Origin of the sequence: Peribacillus deserti (genome assembly GCF_002863585.1) — a bacterium.
In the GTDB taxonomy this organism is placed as follows: domain Bacteria; phylum Bacillota; class Bacilli; order Bacillales; family DSM-1321; genus Paraperibacillus; species Paraperibacillus deserti_A.
Map to the genome: position 1 here is coordinate 22,831 of NZ_PGUY01000063.1, position 14,098 is coordinate 36,928.

Annotated in this window: 20 protein-coding genes; 16 read left to right on the forward strand and 4 right to left on the reverse strand. The window is 37.3% G+C overall.

All coding sequences use genetic code 11. The features are described 5' to 3' along the window. The first annotated feature begins 59 nt into the window (after positions 1 to 59). From CUU66_RS19715 to CUU66_RS19755, 9 genes are all read left to right on the forward strand, one after another. Positions 60 to 629 (forward strand): patatin-like phospholipase family protein, encoded by a 570-nt coding sequence (locus tag CUU66_RS19715; protein WP_101645118.1) that lies wholly within the window; start codon positions 60 to 62, stop codon positions 627 to 629. Next, positions 629 to 1,099, forward strand: a complete 471-nt coding sequence (locus CUU66_RS19720) for a hypothetical protein (RefSeq protein ID WP_101645119.1) — start codon at positions 629 to 631, stop codon at positions 1,097 to 1,099. Before CUU66_RS19715 ends, CUU66_RS19720 begins: the two co-directional genes overlap by 1 nt. A 52-nt stretch (positions 1,100 to 1,151) precedes the next feature. After that, positions 1,152 to 1,478, forward strand: a complete 327-nt coding sequence (locus CUU66_RS19725) for a hypothetical protein (protein ID WP_101645120.1) — start codon at positions 1,152 to 1,154, stop codon at positions 1,476 to 1,478. Positions 1,479 to 1,672: 194 nt separating this feature from the next. Further along, a complete protein-coding gene (locus CUU66_RS19730; RefSeq protein ID WP_101645121.1) occupies positions 1,673 to 2,347 on the forward strand; it encodes a hypothetical protein in 675 nt (224 codons plus the stop codon). Between the two features lie 194 nt (positions 2,348 to 2,541). Then, positions 2,542 to 2,727 (forward strand): hypothetical protein, encoded by a 186-nt coding sequence (locus tag CUU66_RS19735; RefSeq protein WP_101645122.1) that lies wholly within the window; start codon positions 2,542 to 2,544, stop codon positions 2,725 to 2,727. A 114-nt stretch (positions 2,728 to 2,841) separates the two neighbouring features. Continuing rightward, the gene (locus CUU66_RS19740; protein ID WP_101645123.1) at positions 2,842 to 3,120 is read left to right on the forward strand and encodes a hypothetical protein; all 279 of its coding nucleotides are present in this window, start codon (positions 2,842 to 2,844) and stop codon (positions 3,118 to 3,120) included. A 250-nt stretch (positions 3,121 to 3,370) separates the two neighbouring features. Beyond that, positions 3,371 to 4,162, forward strand: coding sequence for a hypothetical protein (locus CUU66_RS19745; RefSeq protein WP_101645124.1), 792 nt, complete (start codon positions 3,371 to 3,373; stop codon positions 4,160 to 4,162). 136 nt (positions 4,163 to 4,298) lie between these two features. After that, positions 4,299 to 4,730, forward strand: coding sequence for a hypothetical protein (locus tag CUU66_RS19750; RefSeq protein ID WP_101645125.1), 432 nt, complete (start codon positions 4,299 to 4,301; stop codon positions 4,728 to 4,730). Positions 4,731 to 5,041: 311 nt separating this feature from the next. Then, on the forward strand, positions 5,042 to 5,374 hold the full coding sequence (locus tag CUU66_RS19755; RefSeq protein WP_142383756.1) for a hypothetical protein: 333 nt from the start codon (positions 5,042 to 5,044) through the stop codon (positions 5,372 to 5,374). Between the two features lie 240 nt (positions 5,375 to 5,614). Here CUU66_RS19755 and CUU66_RS24405 read toward each other — a convergent pair whose 3' ends face one another. Continuing rightward, the gene (locus tag CUU66_RS24405) at positions 5,615 to 5,776 is read right to left on the reverse strand and encodes a hypothetical protein (protein WP_180955367.1); all 162 of its coding nucleotides are present in this window, start codon (positions 5,774 to 5,776) and stop codon (positions 5,615 to 5,617) included. Between the two features lie 257 nt (positions 5,777 to 6,033). Between CUU66_RS24405 and CUU66_RS19760 the strand changes: the two genes are divergently transcribed. Then, on the forward strand, positions 6,034 to 6,843 hold the full coding sequence (locus CUU66_RS19760; protein WP_257968075.1) for an ATP-dependent DNA ligase: 810 nt from the start codon (positions 6,034 to 6,036) through the stop codon (positions 6,841 to 6,843). Positions 6,844 to 6,913: 70 nt separating this feature from the next. Here the strand turns inward: CUU66_RS19760 and CUU66_RS24410 are convergent, their stop codons facing one another. Both CUU66_RS24410 and CUU66_RS19765 read right to left on the reverse strand, forming a co-directional pair. Next, positions 6,914 to 7,072, reverse strand: a complete 159-nt coding sequence (locus CUU66_RS24410) for a hypothetical protein (protein ID WP_180955368.1) — start codon at positions 7,070 to 7,072, stop codon at positions 6,914 to 6,916. Between the two features lie 48 nt (positions 7,073 to 7,120). Further along, on the reverse strand, positions 7,121 to 7,447 hold the full coding sequence (locus CUU66_RS19765; RefSeq protein WP_101645128.1) for an ArsR/SmtB family transcription factor: 327 nt from the start codon (positions 7,445 to 7,447) through the stop codon (positions 7,121 to 7,123). 301 nt (positions 7,448 to 7,748) lie between these two features. Here CUU66_RS19765 and CUU66_RS19770 point away from each other — a divergent pair, with 301 nt between their 5' ends. Both CUU66_RS19770 and CUU66_RS19775 read left to right on the forward strand, forming a co-directional pair. Then, complete coding sequence (locus CUU66_RS19770) at positions 7,749 to 8,246, forward strand: arsinothricin resistance N-acetyltransferase ArsN1 family A (RefSeq protein ID WP_101645129.1); 498 nt, start codon at positions 7,749 to 7,751, stop codon at positions 8,244 to 8,246. Positions 8,247 to 8,258: 12 nt separating this feature from the next. After that, positions 8,259 to 9,620, forward strand: a complete 1,362-nt coding sequence (locus tag CUU66_RS19775; RefSeq protein ID WP_101645130.1) for an NAD(P)-binding domain-containing protein — start codon at positions 8,259 to 8,261, stop codon at positions 9,618 to 9,620. 153 nt (positions 9,621 to 9,773) lie between these two features. Here the strand turns inward: CUU66_RS19775 and CUU66_RS19780 are convergent, their stop codons facing one another. After that, positions 9,774 to 10,808: a site-2 protease family protein gene (locus tag CUU66_RS19780; RefSeq protein WP_101645131.1), complete on the reverse strand. Its 1,035-nt coding sequence runs from the start codon at positions 10,806 to 10,808 to the stop codon at positions 9,774 to 9,776. A 275-nt stretch (positions 10,809 to 11,083) separates the two neighbouring features. Here CUU66_RS19780 and CUU66_RS19785 point away from each other — a divergent pair, with 275 nt between their 5' ends. The 4 genes from CUU66_RS19785 (at position 11,084) to CUU66_RS19800 (ending at position 13,952) form a co-directional block, all read left to right on the forward strand. Then, positions 11,084 to 11,431, forward strand: coding sequence for an ArsR/SmtB family transcription factor (locus tag CUU66_RS19785; protein ID WP_101645132.1), 348 nt, complete (start codon positions 11,084 to 11,086; stop codon positions 11,429 to 11,431). Positions 11,432 to 11,449: 18 nt separating this feature from the next. After that, positions 11,450 to 12,748 (forward strand): arsenic transporter, encoded by a 1,299-nt coding sequence (locus CUU66_RS19790; RefSeq protein WP_101645133.1) that lies wholly within the window; start codon positions 11,450 to 11,452, stop codon positions 12,746 to 12,748. 29 nt (positions 12,749 to 12,777) lie between these two features. Next, positions 12,778 to 13,200: an arsenate reductase (thioredoxin) gene (gene arsC / locus CUU66_RS19795; RefSeq protein ID WP_101645134.1), complete on the forward strand. Its 423-nt coding sequence runs from the start codon at positions 12,778 to 12,780 to the stop codon at positions 13,198 to 13,200. A 233-nt stretch (positions 13,201 to 13,433) separates the two neighbouring features. Next, positions 13,434 to 13,952 carry a hypothetical protein gene (locus CUU66_RS19800; RefSeq protein ID WP_101645135.1) on the forward strand — a complete coding sequence of 173 codons (519 nt, stop codon included), beginning with the start codon at positions 13,434 to 13,436 and terminating at the stop codon, positions 13,950 to 13,952. Positions 13,953 to 14,098 lie beyond the last annotated feature (146 nt).

Below are 14,098 nucleotides of genomic sequence, written 5' to 3' on the forward strand. Positions count from 1 at the left end.
GTTAAGCCTAAATTTAATAAATTAATAATCCTTACTAGACCAAATTAGGAGTGTGTTATATGTCGACAAATCGTTTTAGGAATATTGTATTTGAGGGTGGCGGAGTTAAAGGGCTTGCATATATTGGAGCATTAAAAGCTCTAGAAAAATCAACAGTCATTAATAGTATAAAACGCGTTGGTGGGACATCAGCAGGAGCAATAACAGCATTACTTCTGGGGTTAGGGATAAACTCTGAAGAGATTGAAGCATATTTAAACGGAAAAAGTCTTGAGGATTTAGAAGATAATAGCGTGGTTGACCTGATGGACACAAGAAGATTATTAAATAAATATGGATGGAATAAAGGGGAAGAATTAAGAAAATGGATTGGGGACGCAATAAAAAACGCAACTGGTAATGAGAATTCAACCTTTGAAGATATAAAAAAAGTTCAAAAAGAAAAAAATTTTAAGGATATGTACTTTATAGGTACTAATTTAGCGACACATTCATCCAAAATTTTTTGCTATGAACTTACACCAAATACTCCTTTAATTGATGCAGTTGTTATTTCTGCGTCTATACCACTCTATTTTCCAGCAATAATTGATAAGGAAGGAAATTGTTATGTTGATGGGGGGTTTTAATGAACTACCCAATTAGACTTTTTGATGAAGAAGGTTTTATTGAAAGTACTGAATTATTTAGAGTGCATACACCACCCAACTATGACGCTGCAAATAAGCTAAAGAAACAACTAGTGATCACCAATATTACAGAAACTGACTATAAACCGAATAAAGAAACTATTGGATTTCGATTAGATTCGGGAGATGTAATTAATTTTTTTAATACAAAAGAAGCGATTGTTCATCCAATTACCAACATCTATGATTTTACAAAGCACCTCATTAGAACCTTAAAAGAGTATCAAAACCATACACATTTAAATGATACTGACATATCCAGAACCATTTTTTTAGATGTTAGTCGCGTTAGATCAACTGGCTGGAATATTTCAAATGACCTGAGAAAAGAAATAAAAAGAAAAGCTTACGACAGTACGAAAGAGTACTTGGAGAAATTCAACATTTATGTACCTGAATATACAGAATAAAATTTAAAAAGTTTAGTCCGAAAAATAAATTTTATGAAATGGTGATGGTAATTTGTCTTTAATTTATAAGAATGTAGTGTTTTTAGTTCCAGAAATGAATTTGGAAAAGGAGCTAGTTTGGTGTGAATTTCGAGTAAGAATACATACCTTGTCAGAATTGCGATATCAAGTTCGTGTTTTCGAAGCATCTGAGGAATATTCGCCGAACCTTGTGTATAGAAAAGGAATAAGTATAGCTGATTCCTCTTGGGAGAAAACTCCAAAAAAAGCCAGAGAGGATGTCGAAGAAGAAGTTGGTGAATTAAAGAGAGATAATATTAAATGGCAAGAATGGATTGGTGAACCATTTAGTATTCCGATCATCAGAGAAGATTTTTAAGTACGGAAGAGTTGTATAAGGTTTTTATTATTTAATTACGGTAGCTAAGCGAAACAGGGAGTTGTTGAACTGGCTGCTCATATTGTGTTTTTATTGCATAATACGTTTGCTAAAAAATGTTTAAGCAAATATTAGAGTTTTAGACATATGAAGGTGTTCGTTTAGTGCATCTCTATTTATGGAGGATTCATCAAATGAACGAAAATGTTGTTATAGTTTGTATTAGTGGTCGTAGTGGTTCCTCTGTTGGGACTACTGGAATTGAGCGAATACGTGATATGTTACGTAAAGAGCTATATACTCTAGAAATTAACCCTGAAAATATATTTCGAAGAAGTTGGAATCGAAATGAAGATGATAACCCGTTTGGGGAGCCAGACGTTAATGACATTAACTCGGAGATAAATCATCGGACAACAAGTCCAAGTTATTTGGCGATAATTGGACATAGCTATGGTGGATGGGCAGCTTGTAGATTATCTAAAGTAACTAATAGGATACCTGATTTTGTTGGGCTCATAGATCCTGTTTTTGGATTGAAGAATAGTTTGGGGGCACAAGACGTACCTAGAGGAAATTTAATTAAGAACTGGTACCAAAATAACTGTATCGTGAACGGAGATCCATGTACAGGTTTAGGAAAAATCCCATGTTCTCAAAGAGGAGCAGGTTTTTCATGTGGGTATCAAAATGTAGAAGGAGCTATTAACGTACAAGAGGAATTTAGGAGAGATTGGAATGGAAATAGGAAACGAGTAAGTTGTTTAGGTGGAAGGCGATATATATTAACTTCTCATGTAGATATAGATGAAGACTCTTGGATACATAGACAAATTAGAGACCAAATTTATTCTGATCTAAGTAGATAGTACGACTGCAAGATAAAATTCACTTTTTATTTTTATCACAACAAATTTGTGAAAAGCTGCACTTAAACTAACGGGTGAGTTAGTAGAATAAGACTGGTTGTTCGTTTTTTCTGTAATTATAAAATAATCCTATGCACTTACTTGGTTTTATTTTATAATGTAATCTGATTAAAAGAAAATTGAGGCGGGTTACTTTGAAAGCAGAAGAAGTACGATACAATGGCAAGGTTTATACGGTTATACATAAGTATTCTTCGGGCTATTGTGAAATCAGTGAATCAGGAAGCCAATTTAATGTTGAATTAGTACATGAAACAAATTTACAGAAGATTGATTTCCCCTCTAATCAACAAGAAATAAACACCGATCCTAAAACTTAAACAAACAGGTGCGTTTGTTGAACAAGGCTGGAGCTGCTATGGCAGCTTTTTTGTTGTTCCGCTAAAGGACAATTTAGTTGGAAACACTTCGAAATTTTGGGAGCTGACTTTTTAATGCTAAAAGATCTTTGTAGTTGTAAAATTACAAATTCATTAAAAATCGAAGCTGATTTTGTGGCTGATGCAATTTGGTGCAACCAATGTGGGGAAAATCTTGATATCGAGGACTTTCCGATAACAGAAAATTTAAAGGTGGAGTTAAATCAATGGACTGGTCTATATAAGAAAATCTCTATAAAGGAACATAATTCAAGAGGGGAACATCTTACGGAAAAAGTAAAAGAAGAACTCGGTCCAGAATATAAAATAGTTTTTATACCTGACCGTAAATGAACTAACGTGGCAGGGTAGGTCAAGAGACGTAATAGGAGGTATTGTGGTTTTATGAAAAATTATTTCGATGAAGAAAACTATACAGGGAACCCACTTCACATAGATAATTATAAAGACCAAAACTAACGCTCTATCCTTGCAATTGTAAAATCAGCTTTGTGGTTTATTATCGAAATTATTATTTGGAAATACTTTTCTTTTTAGAGGATTTTAATGATAAAATAACAGGTGTTAACAGAGGGGGAACAGCATGAAAATTACACATGGTATCAGTGCATTCACCATCACTTCCGCTTTGATTTTAGCTGGGTGCGGTGCGAAAGAAACAACGGATAAAAAAGAAGAAACGGTAGTTCAGGCGAGCGATGTTATAAAAGATAAAGAGGTTGTGCATACAAAAGAAAAAGAAGTTATACATACAAAAGAAGAGAAGTTGGCGGAACTTTCTTCCACTTATAAAGAAATGGGAAAGTATTTTGCGGAATGGCAGCTTCCGAAAGATGGTATCCTCCCGAAAGATGACCCGCAGTGGAATGAAACTGAACCACTGGACGGAAGCGACCCGCATGAAGCATTTGTATACTACGATAATGGATATGGCTTCGATAAAAGGACGGGTTATAATTTTGTCATTGCGTATGACACAGATGATGAAGGCAACGGAAAACCTAAGCCCCCAACACCCGACCAGCGTGTTGGAGTAATAATGGCTATTATCGATGAAATGGCTCAAGATGGAGACCATGTTTTGGATAGTGATCCCATGTATATCAAAGATGCAAACGGAAAGAAAATTCTGAACCAAACGTTTATGGAAAACCTTAAAGCAGATATTAATAACAGTATAGACAACCTTTCCAAAGTAAGAGATTTTGCCCAAAAAGATCACGCTGAACCACTGGAAGCGTGGGCAAATGAAACCATCAGTTTCTTTTTAGGTGCAAATAAAACAGTCAACATAAAAGATGGTTGGCAGCTTTATTCAAAAGGCATGGATAATATCGAACAACTGAACAAAACTATTGAAATGGCAAGAAGCTGAATGTCCCTACTGGGGCATTCTTTTTTTGTTTTCATTCTGTTATTTTGTGTTTTTCGTTCAATCACCAGGATTTTGGCCACTAATGACTAAACTCTTGCTAATGAGAATAAAATGAAGGATTCCAAGGAGGTGTAGGATGAAAAATTATGCAACTCTGTTGGTTAGCTTTGTATGGATATTTATGTTGGCGGGATGTTCCCTTGTAAACAATGTAAACAATGAGACATTTTATGATGTCCTAACGCCTGTAAAAGGGGAGAAAGGCTCTTTCAGGACGGAACGGCATATTTCCAAAAAGGACGATGTGAAAATAGTTCAATCTATATTGCATCAAGCAAAATGGGTGAATGCAAAGGTTCAGATGAATCCGCTGCAAGCCGACTTTATGATGTATACCAACATCAACAGTACTCATGCTTCAGAGAAAGCGGACAGTTATTACTTATGGAAACAACCTGACAAAGATGTTTTAGAAATTATGTTTACAGACCAAAGTAAATATGTGCAACTGCCAAAAAAAGAATCAAAAATTTTGTATCATCTTTTATCTGGAAAAGACCTGGAATAGGTCTTTTTTCTTTTTACCTCACAATAGACACTGTATTCATCGGGACGGTATTCGTGGTGTATTTTTATTAGCATTATTGTTTCGGTCAATACACTTGGTATTATAGTGGGTTGCCATACATAGGAATTAAATAAAAAGGGCCTTAAAATCTTCTTGGTTATAAGTACTGGTCAATAGTGCATTGGCAACTGCGGTATTGTATCTCTTGTTTTTATCGTTTTGTAGTAATTACATTGTTTACTAAGGAGAGCAAAATGAAAAAGTCTATCAGTTTGGCCCTAATTGTGTTTATATCCATTGGGATAATTATTGTGTTTTGGTTATCAGACTTTGAATTTGGTAAATACGATAATCTTAGGGAAGCCATTCAAAAAGGAATACCATATCCAGCAATTAAGTTAGTCCACACTGAGGAGTACGATGGTGTAACTATTGTTATGTACACGGCTAAACCTGAAGAAGAAGAACTCCCTTTCGCTAATTATACTCCACTTGCAATAGCTTTCTTTCGAGGTAATGATGAAGAAGGCTGGAGCAACATCGGTCATAATGGATGGACACATTATGAGAACGATAATATGCATGTTTATCATGAATATCTGCAAGAACATGATGAAAAAGGGAATGATAGAGACCAAATCTGAGAAAGAAGTAACTTATGAAGAAGCTAAATTTATTAAGCATCAAGGTATGAATTATTACCTACAAATAGATCGGGAAACAATTGTTGTTAGAGGATTAAATAAGAATGGAGAAGTAATAGATATACAAGGTGGATAATATTGCATGTCAGCCATATAACATAAACCCCTGCCGATTGGAGGGGTTATTTTTATGCACTTGCCGCAAGATCCTCTTAGCCATCAGGTTATTTTTCAAGCATTTCAATGTGAAAAATTAATGATGCTGTCAAAGATATTTGCTAGGTTGTACTGGACTCCTTCCAGGTTACTATTAACCTCCTTAAGTTCGATTCCGATAAAAAGGAGAAAGGCAAGGAGCAGGACAGCGAAAACATACAAGCTGATAACATGATTCTTTTTCACGGTTATCCCCCATCTGTTTCTTTTTATCATGTTTATGTTGATCTTTATTTTAGCATTCTTAAATTACTTCAAAACAGTAAAGCTGGCCCGTCAATGCATAGCTAAAGATTAAAGGTGTATTAGTCAAAGGATCTTATTGAAACGTTGAAACGTCTAAGGATTTCTTTAAAGAATTCCAACCGTTCCCACTGGGCGAAAATGGACTACATTGTTATGATAATCTTGGTGATTATATGATTGATAAACCATTGAAACCAATGTTATTGCATAAATCAGAAACTCCGCCTGAAGGAGATTATATACATCAACTTAAATTTGACGGGTTCCGCTGCATTTTTTCATCGTCGAATCATCAAGTCAGGCTTTTCACACGCCATCAGAATGAATGCACATCACAATTCCCCGATATGCAGATTCGTTTCCCTAGAGATGTTGTCCTTGATGGAGAAATGATTGTCTTAGATCAAGGAAAGCCGTGCTGGGAGTCGGTGATGAAGAGATTTCAAGCTAGGAAGTCTGTGGAACTCGTATCAAGGGAGCTGCCAGCCCATTTCGTTGCTTTTGACATTCTCAAGATAGATGGGAAGGACATTACAAAGAAGCCGTTAGAGGAGAGACTGGCTATACTTGAACAAGTTGTAGAAGATAGTCAAGTAATCTCTAAAGCAAAGAATTTTGATGACGGGTTACAACTTTTCCATGCTGTTAAAGAGATGGGTCTAGAAGGCATAGTGTCAAAGCGGAAAGGCAGTGTTTACAACCTGAATACCAGAAGTCAGGATTGGATCAAAGTGAAAAATTATAGGCAGGAAACAGTACAGATTGCTGGGCTTCGGAAAGACAATTTCGGATGGTCCATAATTAAGGATGGAAAATATGTTGGCGTGTGTGAGTTCGTGCCTCCAAATGAACGGAAAGCATTTTGGAAAATAGCGCAGCAGATCGTGAAGGAAGAAGATTCTAGCTGGATACACTTGGAGCCCCTGATCAGATGTAAAGTAAAGTTTCAGGATTATACCAAAGCGGGGTTAATGAGGTCTCCGAGCTTTGTTGAATTTGTATTATAGTAGTAAAAAAAACAAGCAGTTAACCTGCTTGTTTTTCTTTTAAATCCTCATATGCCTCTAGAAAGCTTTTCTAGGTATCTTTTCCATATAGTTCTTTGTTATTTTTAAAGAAAATCTGCATGGTCAAATCTTTAGCTTGGGCTAGGCAACAAGAGCGTGATGCCCAAACGAGTTTTATATAGGACAAAAAATATTCCTTTTTTAGTGCTCCCCCATGATTTACTGTCATATAGAGTCCTCCTTAAATCAAAAATAATTGATTTTAAACTCAAAAAGATTAGGAACAAGATGGCTTAAACACACAACAAAGCTCATGAGAAAGCAGATGATTGATCTCATCTTGGTTTATCTGATAGTAACTCCAGGTTCCCCTGGTTTCTTTTGAGATGATATTGGCATCAAGCAATATCTTTAAGTGATATGATAATTTGGACTGTGTCATATCCATAAGCGGGGTGAGATCACAGACGCACATTTCTCCTTTTTGAGTCAGGATATTCATGATTTGAAGGCGCTTTTTATCTGCCAGAGCTTTGAATTTTGCTTCGTATTTATTAAGGAATTCATCCATGGATATGTCTTGGAGCGGGACTTCAATATTCATTTCATTTCACCTTTTCTTAATCAAATCTTCTTGATGTATTCATACTATACCGATATTTATTATTCAGTCAATCTTTTATGTATCCAGAGTTCGTTCTTGAAGATAAATCAATTTTTTTTGATATAAATGTTGCAGTTGGAAAGTACTACTAATATACTTGTGTCATAAATCAAAAAAAATTGATTTATGGAGGTGAATCATTCACTCCTTAATAATTTAAAGACAATCTTGTTGCGAAGAAGTATACATATCTCAGTAATATTGGTGGTTTAGAGTTGTTGTGACCAGGGAGGCCCTCGAAATGAACGATATTAGGATTCGAAATGCTAATCGTAGAGATCTAGATCAAATCATGACAATCTACAACGAAGGAATTGTTGACCGAATTGCAACATTAGAGACGGAAGAAAAGGATCAGCAATATATGCTGGATTGGTTTGATAAACATGGGGATCGTTACAAAGCGATAGTAGCAGAAATGGAAGATGTTGTAGTGGGATGGGCGAGTTTAAACATATACAATGCCCGTATTGCCTATAACGGCGTAGCTGACCTCTCCGTTTATATCCAGAGAGAATACCGAGGAAAAGGCATTGGCGGAAAATTGATAAGTGCGATTGAAGTACTGGCAAAAGAAAAGGCATTTCACAAAATCGTTCTTTCTACATTCCCGTTTAACGAGTTAGGGCAGAGTCTGTACAAGAAAATGGGATTTCGAATTGTAGGAGTATATAAAAATCAAGGATTGTTAGATGGATCTTTTGTTGATGTGATGGCGATGGAAAAATTATTAATATAGGAGGTATGGAACATGGATCAAATAAAAAAACAAACACTACCAGTGGCAATTATCGGGGGTGGGCCTGTCGGGCTCGCCGCAGCAGCTCAATTAATTAAGAAGGGCGAGCCATTTATCTTGTTTGAAGCAGGAAGCAGTGTCGGTTCAAGCATTCTTGAGTGGGGGCACGTCCGAATGTTTTCACCTTGGCAGTACAATATAGACAAAGCGGCAAAGGAGTTACTTGAGAAGTCAGGCTGGACTTCTCCGAAAGAACAGGAACTTCCAACAGGCCGCGAACTGGTAGAAAACTACCTTGTTCCGCTAAACAACCTGCCAGAAATAAAAGAGAACATCTTGTTAAATGCAAAAGTGGTGGGAGTTGCTAAAAAGGGACTCGATAAGCTGAAAACAGCCCAAAGGGATCATGCTCCCTTCCAATTGTATGTAGAAAAGGACGGAGACACAAAGGTATTTGAGGCAAAGGCGGTCATTGATTCTTCAGGAACATGGACAAATCCAAATCCCATCCTCTCTAACGGTATTTGGACAAAAGCAGAAAAGACATTGAAACATCGGATTTTCTATGGAATTCCGAACGTACAGGAACTTGAAGAGCGATATAAGAATAAAACCGTAATGGTGATTGGAAGCGGCCATTCTGCCATCAATGCCCTACTTGAATTAGCAGCGTTGAAAGCAAAATTCCAAGATACGGGCATTCACTGGGTTCTTCGAAAGAACAGGGTGCAGGATGTCTATGGAGGCCAGGAAAGAGACGGATTGCCAGCCCGCGGGGAACTCGGCATCAACATACAAAGATTAGTCGAATCGAAACAAATTACTGTTCATACGCCATTTTATATAAGCAGTGTAAAGGAATTGAATGGCACCATTATGGTAACAGGAGAGTCAGGAAACGAAGAAGTTTCAGTAGAGGGAATCGATGAAATCGTCGTCAGTACTGGGTTTAGGCCAGACGTAACCTTCCTGAATGAAATTAGGCTGGATATGGATTCTGCTGTTGAGAGCGTGGAGGCTCTTGCGCCGCTAATCGATCCCAATATCCATAGCTGTGGGACTGTCAGACCTCACGGGGAAGCAGAACTGCGTCAGCCTGAGAAGGATTTTTATATCGTCGGGATGAAAAGCTACGGGCGGGCGCCGACTTTCTTACTCGCAACAGGATATGAACAGGTTCGATCCGTGGTCGCTTATTTGACAGGGGACCTGGAAGCGGCAAAAGAAGTTCAATTGGAGCTTCCTGAAACAGGAGTTTGCAGCACGAATATAGTGACTAGTTGCTGTACTTCAGAAAATCCTGTACAGGAAACAAGTTCTTGTTGCAGTGTTCCAGTCAGGCTTGAGATCAAAAGTTCTTCTTGCTGCGGGTAAATACAAATTTAGACTAGTATGAAAAGAACAGACTGGTCTTTTCCATTCAAAATGTGGAATAACGAATAGAAATCAAGTGCAGCAGAGTATCAGTGTTTCTACAAACATAAAAAGCCGCTGATGCGGCTTTTTTGTCTAACGACTGTGACGGTATTATTCGGTAGGGTTTATTTTAGCTTTTCTGTTCGCTATAAATATTTGAATGTTAATCAAGGCGGTTACTGCTATACCCATCCAAAGACAATACTCCAGTAGACTCATACCAATTGATTCGCTTGCAGACCAAATGTTATTTATGATTAATGGGCCCCATATGACCAAAGCTCCCAACGCTATCAATGAAAAAAAGAATTGCTTGATGAACTTCATGGGGATACCAATTAAACCCATGAAAGATGTGAGAATTGCTAAAGCTACACGACCTCCATCCAATACGGGAATGGGGACTAAATTAAGCAGTCCTAATAGTAAACTTATTACTGCAAAGCCTAACCAGAATTCCTGAGCAATCTCAGCCATTGAAATATAGTTTCCAATGGAGTTTTCTAAATCCCTTTCTGGTGTAACGATATCTGAAAATTTTAAGTCTGTAATTATGTGATAAAAATTGGGGAATACAGCAATAAACTTGTTAAGGGTTAATTTAAGGGATTCAAAGATTGGCCGCCCTGTTTGTACAAGATAAAAGCTAAATGCTATGAAATAACAAATAAAGTTAATAAGTATTCCAGCAAGGTAAAAGATGCATTTTTTATATAGGGATAATTTTTCTTCGGCATCTCGATTCACTTTTACATACCCCATGGTTGGAAGAGCCTTAAATTGATAAAAAGTGCCACCATGTTTGAAGTTAAATAACATTGGGCCGATACCGATTGAAAAATCCGTGACGGGCACTTTAAAAGCTCTTGCGGAAAGATAGTGCCCCAGTTCGTGTAGAGTTATTACTAAAAAAAGAATTAACATAAACTTTGCTACTAACAAGACAGTTTGTAATGTAAGAGGCGGAGAATTGCTTAAATAGTTCGCGAATGCACCTATTAAAATCCCTGTTAGCGCATATTTGAAAACTTTATCCACGCCATCCTTCTTTCCTTTCCCGATGATCTGTTTAACCATTAAAACAGCACCCATTATAATAAAAATAATTGAAACTAATGAAACTGCGAGTACAAAATAGGAATACACAATGACACCCCCTTATTAACTATTACAAAATATATGTACAAGTAGTAAAAAAATCCCATCAGGTAAGAAAATAATGTACTTCACAGTTACACACATTACTGCAAATGTTATTTCCTTTGTAAAGCTAGTGTAAATTTTAAATGGACGGAGATAATAATGGTTGCATATATAAGAGTTTGCTTATACAATGGGTTTCGAACTTGGTAAAGTTCATTTTATTTCAAATAGATTATAAGTATATAACTATGTACTAATTTAGAATTTGGAGGTATTTGATGCAAACCGATCAAGTTTTAGACATAGAAACGGCTGCTAACCTTCTGAAGGTGCTCGGCGATAAGACTCGTCTAACCATGGTGAAAATCATGTCTGAGCATGAATGCTGTGTGTGTGAATTTGTGGATCTGTTTGACATGACCCAGCCAGCGATAAGCCAGCATTTACGAAAACTGAAAGACAGCGGATTGGTGAAAGAAACCAGAAGAGGACATTGGATTTTTTATTCATTGAACCCTAATTCTCCGTATTACACATTTGTACAACACGTTATCTCTGACTTACCTAGTCAACGATATAAAGTAGAAGAACTAGAAACACAGGGGAAAAGAATCTGCTGTGACTAACGGGGAGGAATACATCAAGTGAGTTCGGTTGTTTTAGCAAGTATTATTTTCTTGCTCACGCTGACATTAGTCATCTGGCAGCCCAGGAATTTATCCATCGGGTGGTCAGCCTGCGGTGGTGCCATACTTGCACTTTTAGTTGGAGTTGTAGACTTCAATGACGTAATCGACGTAACACAAATTGTGTGGAACGCAACTTTAGCGTTTATTGCTATTATTATCATTTCATTAATTCTAGATGAAATTGGTTTCTTTGAATGGGCTGCCCTTCATATGGCACGGGCCGCTAAAGGAAACGGAATCAAGATGTTCGTGTATGTAAGTATTTTGGGTGCCCTCGTTGCCGCATTCTTTGCAAATGACGGAGCTGCACTGATTTTAACACCTATCGTTTTGGCAATGGTTCGTAACTTGAAGTTGGAAGACAAGATGATCTTTCCATTCATCATTGCCAGCGGTTTTATTGCAGATACCACATCACTGCCTCTTGTGGTAAGTAATCTCGTGAACATTGTGTCTGCCGATTTCTTTGGAATTGGATTCGCGGAATTTGCATCCCGTATGATTGTTCCGAATCTTTTCTCCTTAGCGGCAAGCATCCTGGTTTTATATCTGTATTTCCGAAAAAGCATTCCGAAGAATTATGATATAGCCCAGTTGAAGAAGCCATCGGATGCGATTAAAGATCTGAAGATGTTTAAATTATCATGGCTGGTACTAGCGATACTATTAGCTGGATACTTTATCAGCGAATTCTTACACATCCCTGTATCATTCATTGCAGGAATTGTCGCCATTTTCTTCTTATTAATGGCTAGACGAAGCAAGGCCGTCAACACTGGAGCCGTAGTAAAAGGAGCTCCATGGGCTATCGTATTCTTCTCGATCGGCATGTATGTGGTGGTTTATGGATTAAGAAATGCTGGATTGACTGGAGTGCTTGCGGATGTCATTCAGGCTGCGGCTAACCAGGGATTATTTATCGGAACCATTTCGATGGGATTCATTGCGGCCATTCTTTCATCCATCATGAATAACATGCCGACCGTCATGATTGATGCTCTTGCAATTGCCGACACACATACGGCTGGTGTCATCAAAGAAGGACTGGTTTACGCAAACGTCATTGGTTCTGATTTAGGGCCGAAAATTACCCCGATTGGTTCTCTCGCTACCCTGTTGTGGCTTCATGTATTGTCACAAAAAGGAGTCAAAATTTCATGGGAAACGTATTTCAAAACAGGAATCATCCTGACCATTCCTACTCTTTTCATTACACTGGTAGGTCTCTACTTATGGCTGGTTATCATTCATTAACATAATTACACAAAAAGGAGCAATTCATCATGTCAAAAAAAACAATTTACTTCTTATGTACAGGTAACTCTTGCCGAAGCCAGATGGCGGAAGGTTGGGCAAAAAAACATTTAAATAACGATGAATGGGAAGTGAAAAGTGCTGGACTTGAAGCACACGGGCTAAACCCTAACGCTGTGAAAGCTATGAAAGAAGCGGGAATTGATATTTCTAACCAGACATCAGATGTCATTGATCCAGAGATTTTAAATAATGCTGATTTAGTTGTGACGCTTTGCGGTCATGCAGCCGATCACTGTCCTGTGACTCCGCCACATGTGAAACGCGAACACTGGGGATTTGATGACCCTGCAAAAGCAGAAGGAACAGAAGAAGAGAAATGGGCATTCTTCCAGCGTGTCCGCGATGAAATTGGTGGCCGTATCAAAAAATTTGCTGAAACTGGCGAATAAAAGTATCTAGGGTCAGGGGGAAACTAATCCCTGACTTTTTTTATAATTACACTATAATAGAGCAATCCATATGAAAAATTACCATGAATTAATTCCAGGGCGAATTTATATTGGTGTAGCCGATAACATACAGAAAGCTCTTCAAAAAGAAAAAATCGTTTATTTGGTGAAACATACCAATTTAGGAAAGTATCGTATTATGATAGATTGAAGAGTAGAGAGGGGGAATTTTTTTGGATGTTAATACAATGGAAATGCTAATAAATGGAAGTATTGGTTTGCTTGGTGCTGCTATTGGTGGTGGAGCCTCAATTTGGGCAACAAAAAAACAAATTAGTGAACAAAATAAAAGTGAAGATGAAAGAGAATCGACTGGAAGAAAGAATACTGAATCAATTATAAGGACATTTTTAATTAATGAGATTAAGCAAAATGTATCTAAAATGAAGTGGCTAGAGGAATATTTCAATAAAGGTTACGATGACCAAAGCAACCAGACAGTGGGTACTCATGTAGACCTGAAATTTAATGAGTATGAAAAGGTAAAGTATAAGCTGGTAGAAACGAATACCCTAGAAAGCTTGAAAACCATTGAAATATACCAAATGTTCTATATGATAAACAATACCGAAGGCTCGCATAGGTTAAGCCATTTTAGCAGTAATGAATATGCGTATGTAGTTCAAAGGTATAATTTAGCTAAAGAAATGGTATCAAGCCATTTTGAAGAAAAATATCAGCACTTTGGTTAAGCATCTTCTGAAGATGCTTTTTTTAACAAACCAATAGAGGTCTCTTTGGGCCAACAGACTTCCTGCTACCACCTTATGTAAAAAGTGAAAATAGTACAACTTTTATCATGCATATTCTTTATTAAAAGGTAGCGGAAGGGGAATGT

What these genes read in the sequence shown, in the direction of transcription:
- CUU66_RS19715 (WP_101645118.1), top strand. Translation starts at nt 60, where the DNA reads ATGTCGACAAATCGTTTTAGGAATATTGTATTTGAGGGTGGCGGAGTT.
- CUU66_RS19720 (WP_101645119.1), top strand. Translation starts at nt 629, where the DNA reads ATGAACTACCCAATTAGACTTTTTGATGAAGAAGGTTTTATTGAAAGT.
- CUU66_RS19730 (WP_101645121.1), top strand. Translation starts at nt 1,673, where the DNA reads ATGAACGAAAATGTTGTTATAGTTTGTATTAGTGGTCGTAGTGGTTCC.
- CUU66_RS19740 (WP_101645123.1), top strand. Translation starts at nt 2,842, where the DNA reads ATGCTAAAAGATCTTTGTAGTTGTAAAATTACAAATTCATTAAAAATC.
- CUU66_RS19745 (WP_101645124.1), top strand. Translation starts at nt 3,371, where the DNA reads ATGAAAATTACACATGGTATCAGTGCATTCACCATCACTTCCGCTTTG.
- CUU66_RS19750 (WP_101645125.1), top strand. Translation starts at nt 4,299, where the DNA reads ATGAAAAATTATGCAACTCTGTTGGTTAGCTTTGTATGGATATTTATG.
- CUU66_RS19760 (WP_257968075.1), top strand. Translation starts at nt 6,034, where the DNA reads ATGTTATTGCATAAATCAGAAACTCCGCCTGAAGGAGATTATATACAT.
- CUU66_RS24410 (WP_180955368.1), bottom strand. Translation starts at nt 7,072, where the DNA reads ATGACAGTAAATCATGGGGGAGCACTAAAAAAGGAATATTTTTTGTCC.
- CUU66_RS19765 (WP_101645128.1), bottom strand. Translation starts at nt 7,447, where the DNA reads ATGAATATTGAAGTCCCGCTCCAAGACATATCCATGGATGAATTCCTT.
- CUU66_RS19770 (WP_101645129.1), top strand. Translation starts at nt 7,749, where the DNA reads ATGAACGATATTAGGATTCGAAATGCTAATCGTAGAGATCTAGATCAA.
- CUU66_RS19775 (WP_101645130.1), top strand. Translation starts at nt 8,259, where the DNA reads ATGGATCAAATAAAAAAACAAACACTACCAGTGGCAATTATCGGGGGT.
- CUU66_RS19785 (WP_101645132.1), top strand. Translation starts at nt 11,084, where the DNA reads ATGCAAACCGATCAAGTTTTAGACATAGAAACGGCTGCTAACCTTCTG.
- arsC (WP_101645134.1), top strand. Translation starts at nt 12,778, where the DNA reads ATGTCAAAAAAAACAATTTACTTCTTATGTACAGGTAACTCTTGCCGA.